This is a genomic window from Persicitalea sp. (assembly GCF_041751555.1).
Classification (GTDB): Bacteria; Bacteroidota; Bacteroidia; order Cytophagales; family Spirosomataceae; genus Persicitalea.
Genome location: NZ_JBGSXF010000708.1, coordinates 1 through 9851, shown reverse-complemented (window position 1 = coordinate 9851; position 9851 = coordinate 1). Strand labels below are relative to the sequence as shown.

Here is a 9851-nt window from a genome sequence, read left to right as displayed (position 1 = left end):
TAAGCGGACCGAGTCCGATTAATTTCTAAATTTGCCGTCCGGGAGCGGGCGAAAGCGGGCAACCGGACGGCAAAAACGGTTCCGTGGCCGAGTGGCTAGGCAGAGGTCTGCAAAACCTCCTACAGCGGTTCGAATCCGCTCGGAACCTCAACATTTTTAAGTTACAGGAATTGGAAAAATACCATTTGTAAAAGTCAAAACAATTGGCTCGCACAAATGGTATTTTTTTGTACTGAGCTGATAAATGGGCCATTTGGGCGTACAATTAAACCTTCAAGCTTAGAAAAAATATAAATAAGTGATTGAGGTAAAATATAGCCTTAATACTTTTGTGGATAAAAATTCGTGGAGTAGATTTGCGCGTTGATCGGCAAGAGTGGCCCATTTTTTGAGCCTTTTTGAAGCGAGAAAGACATCTAATAAGAAAAAATTACCCTTTAAAATGAAACGATTTATTGCAGGACTGCTACTCTTCTGTCTTCCCCTATTTGTGCTGGCACAAGACCCCGCCCCGGCCGCAGATGCTGACGTAGCCAATGGCGAAACCATCTTCAAACAAAATTGTGCTAGCTGTCACAATACCTCCGCTGAAAAATCAGTGGGTCCCGGTCTGAAAGGTGTGCAGCAGCGTCACGAATTCCCGTGGCTCGTCAAATGGATCAAGAACTCGCAGGCGATGATTGCGTCGGGTGATGCCGAAGCAGTAGCGCTGTACAAGCAATATAATCAGGCGCAGATGACGAGTTTCCCAAACTTGTCGGAAACTGATATCAAAGATATTCTTGCTTACGTCGAAGAAGCCAACGCGGCTCCTGCAGCGGTAGCGGGCGCTCCAGCGGCGGCGGGCGCAGTGGTGGCGCAATCTGGCGCGCCGTCCGATCTCTTCGTACTGGTGCTGGTGGCCTTGCTGGTTGTGATGCTCTTGGTACTGGGCGTTCTGCTGGTCGTCGTTACCTTACTTTCAAAAGCAGTGAGTGGCGATGCAGTGGCTACTCAGACAGGGGCTCCCTTCATGGAGCGTCTGAAAGGTACTTTAACTAAAACGGCTAATAATCCGGCGATTCGCTCGGCGACGATTTGGGTATTTGTGCTTTTGGTAACCAAGGCACTTATCGACGGGGCATTCAATGTGGGGGTACATCAGGGTTACGCACCCAAGCAACCCATCGCTTATTCGCACAAACTACACGCTGGGGAATACAAGATCGACTGTAACTACTGCCACACGGGCGCCAACCGCAGCCGCTCAGCTCATATTCCTTCGGCCAATATTTGTATGAACTGCCACGGGGTGATTAAAAAAGAGTCTCCCGAGATTCAGAAGATTTACGCGGCCATTGAGAACAATCAACCCATTGAGTGGGTGCGCGTCCACAATCTACCCGACTTTGCTTATTTCAACCACGCCCAGCACGTGAATGTAGGCGGACTGGAATGTCAGCAATGTCATGGAGAAATACAAAACATGGAAGTGGTAGAGCAACGATCGTCACTCACGATGGGCTGGTGCATCGACTGTCACCGCAAAACTGAGGTTAACGCAAAAGGCAATGCTTATTACGACAAGCTCGTACAGGTGCACAACGAAGGCAGCAAGGATGCCCTCAAAGTGGCGGATATCGGTGGTTTGGAGTGCTCCAAGTGCCATTACTAGAATGAACAATTGACAGTCAGTACTGAATAACTGCCGACTGTCAGGTCCCAAGAAGAGATTCGTATAGAACAGTTTTATGGAACGTACAAATAAGAGGTATTGGAAAGGTCTGGAAGAGTTGAAAAACGACAAGGACTTTGTCAAAAATGCCAATAGTGAGTTTGCCCCTGCCCCTCCCGTCGAGAAAGAATACGAAAGCCTGGTGGACGGCATGGGAACCCACCGTCGGGATTTCCTGAAAGTTTTGGGCTTCGGCATGGCCGCTGTATCGTTGGCTGCTTGCGAAACGCCAGTTCGGTACGCAGTTCCTTACCTTAATAAGCCCGAAGGCGAATTTCCGACAATTGCCAACTGGTACGCCTCTACCTACGCCGAAGGTGGCGACTACGCCAGCGTGCTGGTCAAGACCCGCGAAGGTCGCCCCATCAAACTCGAACCAAATAATCTTTCCAGCTTTGCCAGCGGCATAAGCGCCCGCGTTCACGGAACGCTGTTGAGTCTGTACGACATCGAGAAATTGAAGGGCCCCGCCAAGGGATCGGACACCAAGGTCAGCTGGGAGCAGGTAGATAGAGAAATCATGTCGCAACTGGCAAAAGTTGCAGCGGGTGGTACGCCTATCCGTTTGATATCTTCTACAATTATCAGTCCCTCTACTAAAGCAGTCGTTGCCGATTTCGTGGCTAAATACCCCGCTACGACCCATATTCAATACGACGCTAATTCTGCCTCTGCTCTTTTGAAAGCTAACGGCGGCAAAGTACCAGCTTACGATTTCAGTAAAGCAAAGACCATCGTCAGCATCGACGCAGATTTCCTGGGTACCTGGATCGCTCCAATGGCTTTCTCCAAGCAGTATGTCGAAACGCGAAAGTTGAGCAGTGCCAAGGGTGGTAAGAAGGAAATGTCGCGGCACTATCAATTCGAGTCTCAACTTTCGTTGACGGGTTCCAACGCTGACTATCGCGCGGGGGTAAGGCCTTCGCAAATGGGGTTGGTCGTCGCTGCTCTCTACAATAAGGTGGCGGGCAAAATGGGCGGAACTTCCGTCTCAGCTGCTGCGGTCAATGTCCCGCATCTTGACAAAGCCGCTGCTGATTTGATTGCCGCCAAAGGGCAATCTCTGGTCGTCTGCGGCGTTAACGACATCAACGTACAAAATCTGGTTCGCTCGCTCAACAACATGCTGGGCAGCAACGGTAGCACTATTTCTGGTGCGCCTTATAATCTTCGTCAAGGTGATGATGTAGCCATGAACGGTTTCATCGACGAATTGAAAGGTGGCCGTGTAGGCGCGGTCATGTTCCTGGACGCCAACCCGGTGTACGACCATCCGCGCGGGGCCGAAATCGCCGCCGCGTTACCTAAAGTACCCCTGAGCATTTCGTTCGCCGCTCGGCCTGACGAGACCGCTTCGCTGACTAAGTACATCTGTCCCGCTTCACACTACCTCGAATCGTGGGGCGACGCTGAACCGCGTACAGGTTATTACAGCCTGTCTCAGCCAACCATTAGCCTGATCTACAATACCCGCCAAGCACAATCAAGCCTTTTGAAGTGGGCAGGTAAGAGTGAGGATTACCATGAGTATGTAAAATCTTACTGGCGCAGTAACATGTACTCGCAAGTCTCAGGCAGCTTTGACCAATTCTGGATGAAAGCCCTGCACGACGGCCTGCTCGAACCTAAGGCTGCTAACTCGGGATCCACCGTGCCGGATCTTCTGCCAACTGCGAATTCAACGACTGTGACGCTGACTACCAGCGCCGATGACGCGACGGCCATAGCAAAAACCTACAAAGCAAATGGCTCAGGTCTGGAACTTGTCCTCTACGAAAAAGTGGGCATGGGTACTGGAAATCTTGCCAATAGTCCCTGGATTCAGGAATTCCCTGATCCGGTAACGAAAGCTTGTTGGGATAACTACGCTTGCCTGTCCAAAGCAACCGCCTCTGAGTTAGGCGTAGAGCAGGGCGATTTGGTTTCAATCGATTATAAAGGCACAGCCCTTGAATTGCCCGTCGTTATTCAGCCTGGCCAGGCAGTAGGAACGGTAGCAGCAGCTATCGGCTATGGTCGTGAAAAGGCCGGAAAATCAGCTGATGGAGTGGGCGTGAACGTCTATCCATGGGCTACCTTTAACAACGGTTACCTGTCTTTCCGTCCGGGTGAAGTGACCCTAACGAAAAGCGGCGGCACCAGAGATATTGCCCAAACCCAAACGCACGATACGGTGATGGGTCGTGAGTCAGTATTGCAGGATGCCGTGCTGGGCGATTACCAGAAGAATGTAATGGCGGGTCGCTTCGTCCCCGAAGTCGAAACTTCCGAAGGCCCGAAAGTAGCTACGGACATTACCCTGTGGAACGGCCACGAATATAAGAACCACTCCTGGGGTATGATCGTCGATCTCAACTCCTGTACGGGTTGCGGAGCTTGCGTCGTCGGCTGCCAGTCAGAAAACAACGTTGCAATAGTGGGTCGGCAAGAGGTTATCAACCGCCGCGAAATGCACTGGATTCGCATCGACCGCTATTACAGCAGCAAGTCGGCGGAAAGCCTAGATGATCTGGAAGAGGCATCCGAGAATCCGGAAGTGACTTTCCAACCGCTAATGTGTCAGCACTGCAACAACGCGCCCTGCGAGACGGTTTGCCCGGTATTGGCTACCACGCATAGTTCCGAAGGTCTGAACCAAATGACTTACAACCGTTGCGTCGGTACGCGTTACTGTTCCAACAACTGCCCCTTCAAAGTACGCCGCTTCAACTGGTTCAAGTACTTCGACAGCGACGACTTTGATTACAACTTTAACAACGACCTCGGGAAGATGGTCATCAATCCCGAAGTGACCGTCCGGTCGCGTGGCGTTATCGAAAAGTGTTCGATGTGTGTGCAGCGAATCCAGGAAGGAAAACTGTACGCGAAAAAAGAAAGAAGACGTCCTGTGGACGGCGAGATAAAAATGGCCTGCGAGCAGACCTGCCCTACCAACGCGATTACCTTCGGCGATATGAACGATTCCGAAAGCCGTATTTCCAAGATTCTGGAAGTAGAGCGCGAAGGACGGGCCTTCCATATGCTGGAGGAAATCAACGTACGCCCGCAGATTTCATATCTGACGAAAATTCGTAACAAAGAAGCCGAAGCCCCTGGAATGGCCGACGCTTGATTATCGAAATATATAAGAAATTTAATATTATAAAATTCTAACCGTATGCATGTTACCTCACCCGTAAGACCGCCGCTGGTTACCGGCGCAAAAACGTACGCCGACGTAACGGAAGATATATGCCGCCACGTGGAGGCAAAGCCAACCAAGGAGTGGTGGGTTGCCTTCATTATTTCAGTCGTAGTTCTCATCTATGGTACCGCCTGCGTTTTTTGGACGTGGTGGGAAGGACTGGGCGTTTGGGGCTTGAACAAAACAGTTGGCTGGGCGTGGGACATTACAAACTTCGTATGGTGGGTAGGTATTGGTCATGCTGGTACGTTGATTTCGGCTATCCTTTTGCTTTTCCGTCAAAAATGGCGGACGTCAATTAACCGGGCGGCGGAAGCTATGACCATTTTTGCGGTACTTTGCGCGGCATCATTTATTCTAATGCACATGGGTCGTCCGTGGATGGCTTACTGGGCCTTACCACTGCCAAATGCCTTTGGCTCGCTGTGGGTAAACTTCAACTCACCCCTGGTTTGGGACGTTTTCGCCATTAGTACTTACTTTTCGGTTTCGCTGGTTTTCTGGTACATCGGTCTGATTCCTGATCTGGCTACGATTCGTGATCGCGCCCGTAGTAAAGTATCACGCTTCATATACGGATCATTAGCAATGGGCTGGACGGGTTCAGCCAAGGCCTGGTCGCGCTATGAGTACATTAGCTTGATCCTGGCTGGTTTGGCAACACCGCTGGTACTTTCGGTACACACCATTGTAAGTATGGACTTTGCCACCTCGGTAATTCCCGGTTGGCACACGACGATTTTCCCTCCTTACTTCGTGGCGGGCGCTATTTTCTCCGGCTTCGCCATGGTGCAGAACCTGATGCTTATTACGCGGGTCGTATATAAACTGGAAGATTACATCACGATCGAGCACATCGAATCGATGAACAAAGTCATCACGCTAACGGGCTCAATTGTGGGCGTGGCTTACATCACTGAGTTCTTCATTGCCTGGTATTCGGGCGTGGAATACGAAAGCTATGCTTTCATCAACCGCGCTACGGGACCTTATTGGTGGGCTTACCTCACGATGATGACTTGTAACGTCATCACCCCGCAGCTGTTCTGGTCACGGTACATTCGCCGCAGCGTCACCTGGACTTTTTTCATCGCAATTCTGGTGAATATCGGCATGTGGTTCGAGCGCTTTGTGATTATCGTCACTTCGTTGCACCGCGACTACCTACCATCGAGTTGGGCTATGTTCTCGCCAACGATGTTCGATATTGGTGATTATATCTTCTCGTTCGGATTTTTCTTTACCTTCTTTCTGCTGTTCTCCAAGTTCTTGCCCGTAGTCAACATGGCGGAAGTAAAATCAGTACTACGGTCTTCGTCGGAAACCCTGCCTAAGAAGGTAGCGGGCGTGGCCAAAGGGGAACGCGTAGCGAGTCCTAATTATAACAAAGACGCTCAATAGTTTTAAAATCCACAATAGTATGGCTAATCCTCACGGTAAATATTTGGTCGGTGTATATGACGATGATGAAGTGATTCTGCACGCCGTCCCCACGCTTCGCAAAGCGGGAGTCAAAATCTCGGAAGTGTATTCGCCATTCGCCATTCACGGCATGGACGACGCGCTGGGGCATCCCCGCACCCGCATCGGTATTGCGGCATTCATCTTCGGCGTCACAGGATGTATCTGCGGTCTGACCCTAATGATTTGGACGATGGGCATCGACTGGCCGATGATCGTTGGCGGCAAAGACCCGATATCTATTCCCAACTACATCCCCATCACCTTCGAGGTAACGGTACTTTTCACTGCCTTTGGGATGGTGACGGTGTTCTTTATCACCAATGGTCTGGGGCCCAGTTTGGTCAATCCAAATTCGTTCGATCCTCGCGCGACCGACAACAAATTCGTCATGGCCATCGATTTGAAAGGCAATCGTTTATCAGAAGCAGAAATCACACAGCAACTGCGGGACACGGGTGCCGAAGAGGTGAACATCAAACAATTTTAATGAAGCGGATGATGAGTTTTAAATACAAGTATGTGGTTGCCGTTGTCGCTCTGGCCATTTTTGCCAGTAGCTGCGGACACGATTACAACGACACGGGCGTGGAGTACGCCCCGAATATGTACTACCCAGTCGGCTACGAGCCCTATCGTCAGATCGAAGCCAATCCGCTCAATCCTATGGGGCTGAATATGCGCCTTCCGGTGGCGGGTACAGTCTCCCGCGCCAATTATGATACAAAATTTGGCTCAGGCGATTCTGCGAAAGTTGATTTGATGATGTATAATATTCCCAAGGACAGTATTGGTATTGCCGAGCGCACTCTGACAAATCCGATCCCCTTGGACGAAAAGTCACTGGGCGAAGGGAAAGTACTTTACGAAAGATACTGCCAACACTGTCATGGTGCGGGTGGTGCGGGTGATGGCACCGTTGGTAAAGTCTACAAAGGAGTTCCTAACTACAAAGCACTCGAACTGAACGACGGCCACGTTTACCACGTCATTACCCACGGTAAAGGCCGCATGTGGCCTCACGGTTCACAGATCGATCCCGTGGAACGTTGGAAAATTGTCCACTACGTTCAGCAATTGCAAAAGCAGTAGTTAAGTTATTGGATTTTAGCGGGGAGACCCGTGCCGTTATTAGGCATTGAGTTTTTCATTTACTCAAAAATTCAAATACTAAGATTCTTGACTACTTATCGAATAATTGTTCATTGTTAATTATCCATTACGGTCCGCCGCTGCGGTCAATTAAATAAGAATGGCATCAGTACACGCAATCCCCTCCGTTGAAGAAGAGTTCGTATTTACAGCGGGGGCAAAGACGAAATTAATGATTGGTGGCGGCATCGGACTCGCCATGGTTTTGATCGGTGCCTTTCTTTTGGCTAACGGATCGGGCCATGAAGCCGCTGAGGTCGCCCATGGTGCCGCCGAACATGGTGGTGAAGCCGCCGCGCACGGTGGAAGCTGGATGACGCGCATCTGGGCCAACATTTGGGTTAACGCCGTATATTTTACTGGTATTTCGGTAATAGGCATGTTCTTCATGTCCTACAATTACCTGGCCGAAGCGGGCTGGTCAGCGGTATTTAAGCGCGTTCCCGAAGCTATGCCTGCTTTCCTTCCCGTGACCTTTGTCATCATGCTGGTCACTTTCTTTTTCGGCGGCCACGATATATTCCACTGGACACACGAAGGGCTTTACGACATAGGGAACGACCTGTACGACCCCATCATTAATGGTAAGAAAGGATGGCTCAATACGCCATTCTTCCTGATTCGGATGGTGGTTTACTTTGTAGGCTGGTACATGCTGTGGCGGGTATTGCGAAATCTGTCTCTAGAAGAAGATCGGATTGGAGGTACAGAAAATTATTTCAAGTCTATTCGTTATGCAACTGCTTTTCTCGTATTTTTTGGTGTGACTTCTTCCACCTCAGCCTGGGACTTCGTTATGTCTATTGACACGCACTGGTTTAGCACGATGTTTGGCTGGTACACCCTGGCAAGTTGGCACGTAAGCGGTTTGGCTGTCATCACGCTCACGGTCGTCACACTACGCGAAATGGGTTATCTCCGTGCTGTCAACAACAGCCACCTGCGTGACCTGGGTAAGTTTGTTTTCGCATTTAGCATATTCTGGACTTACGTGTGGTTCGCTCAATTTCTGCTGATTTACTACGCCAACCTTCCCGAGGAAGGCATCTACTATCGTGAACGATTTAGCGGTTTTGGAGGCATCTATCAAGCACCGTTTTTCATCAATCTTTTTCTAAACTTTTTCTTCCCCTTCCTAGTTTTGATGACTAGGGACTCGAAGATGACGCACTCCATTTTGAAAGTGGGATGTTGGAGCGTCCTGATCGGCCATTACTTCGATTTTTACACGAACATTATGCCTGGTACGGTGGGAGCCAGCGGTGGTTTCGGCCCAGTAGAATTCGGTTTTATCCTGATCTTCGTCTGCGCCTTCATTTGGTCGGTTTCTAGTCAGTTGACTAAGGCCAACCTTATTCCAAGGAATCATCCCATGTTGGAAGAATCCCTGCACCACGACATCGCCTAAATAGTTTAAAAAATTACGATCATGTCAATACTAATTGCGATAATTGCCGTCATTTTTTTGGGTCTGACTGTACTAGTCATTTCCCGATTACAGAAGGTAATGAAGGGCGTTAACGCCACCAGCACCAACGGTGACACTCGCCCAGAAGGAAATAAATGGAATGCCACTATGTTTTTGGTGTTCATGGTTTTGGGTATGATTGCTTTTGTTTGGTCATACCTGCACACCGAGGCGGATTTCCTACCTATCGCGTCCTCTATTCATGGTCGCCGTACGGACGACTTGTTCTGGTTCTCGATGGGCATATTGACGATCCCCTTCATTTTCGTCAATGTTTTGCTCTTCTACTTTTCGTGGAGATATCAGTACAAAGTCGGCAAAAAAGCAACCTACTACCCAGAAAACCATCGCCTTGAGTTGATTTGGACAGTGATACCCGCCATTGTGATGGCTCTACTTGTTTTCACAGGTTGGAGAGCATGGTCCGACATCATGTCTGAAGCACCTAAGGATGCCGAGGTTTTCGAGATCATGGGTAAGCAGTTTGGTTGGTATATTCGCTATCCTGGCGTCGACAATAACAAACTTGGCAACTACAACTACAAGTTGATTGATGCCCAAAACGAAATGGGAATCGATCTATCGGACGAAAACTCTTTTGACGATTTTATCAGCACGGGTGAACTGCACATTCCGATCAACAAACCTGTTCTCCTGAAAATTCGCGCCCGTGACGTATTGCACAGCGTATTCATCCCGCACATGCGAGTCAAGATGGACGCTGTACCGGGTATGCCGACCAAGTTCTGGTTTGTGGCTGATAAGTCAACGGCAGAAATGAAGGCGGAGTTGAACAATCCTAACTTCGACTACGAAATTGCTTGTACCGAGGTTTGTGGCACCGGGCATTTTAGTATGCGTCTGCGCTTGAT

At 49.7% G+C, this 9851-nt stretch carries 7 protein-coding genes and 1 tRNA gene; all 8 read left to right on the top strand.

From position 1 onward, the window contains the following. Positions 1 to 77 precede the first annotated feature (77 nt). Positions 78 to 148 (top strand) — tRNA-Cys (locus tag ACEW8P_RS24740). A gap of 294 nt (positions 149 to 442) precedes the next feature. Next, positions 443 to 1654 (top strand): c-type cytochrome, encoded by a 1212-nt coding sequence (locus ACEW8P_RS24735; RefSeq protein WP_373515736.1) that lies wholly within the window; start codon positions 443 to 445, stop codon positions 1652 to 1654. A gap of 76 nt (positions 1655 to 1730) precedes the next feature. Then, positions 1731 to 4826 carry a TAT-variant-translocated molybdopterin oxidoreductase gene (locus ACEW8P_RS24730; protein WP_373515735.1) on the top strand — a complete coding sequence of 1032 codons (3096 nt, stop codon included), beginning with the start codon at positions 1731 to 1733 and terminating at the stop codon, positions 4824 to 4826. Positions 4827 to 4871: 45 nt separating this feature from the next. Then, positions 4872 to 6299 carry an NrfD/PsrC family molybdoenzyme membrane anchor subunit gene (gene nrfD, locus ACEW8P_RS24725; protein ID WP_373515734.1) on the top strand — a complete coding sequence of 476 codons (1428 nt, stop codon included), beginning with the start codon at positions 4872 to 4874 and terminating at the stop codon, positions 6297 to 6299. Between the two features lie 19 nt (positions 6300 to 6318). Further along, entirely contained in the window at positions 6319 to 6849 is a 531-nt protein-coding gene (locus tag ACEW8P_RS24720; protein ID WP_373515733.1) for a DUF3341 domain-containing protein, read from the top strand. Between the two features lie 11 nt (positions 6850 to 6860). Further along, complete coding sequence (locus ACEW8P_RS24715) at positions 6861 to 7451, top strand: cytochrome c (protein ID WP_373515737.1); 591 nt, start codon at positions 6861 to 6863, stop codon at positions 7449 to 7451. Positions 7452 to 7611: 160 nt separating this feature from the next. Beyond that, on the top strand, positions 7612 to 8919 hold the full coding sequence (locus tag ACEW8P_RS24710) for a quinol:cytochrome C oxidoreductase (protein ID WP_373515732.1): 1308 nt from the start codon (positions 7612 to 7614) through the stop codon (positions 8917 to 8919). A 21-nt stretch (positions 8920 to 8940) separates the two neighbouring features. Further along, on the top strand, positions 8941 to 9851 hold a 911-nt coding region (locus ACEW8P_RS24705), incomplete at its 3' end, for a cytochrome c oxidase subunit II (RefSeq protein WP_373515731.1).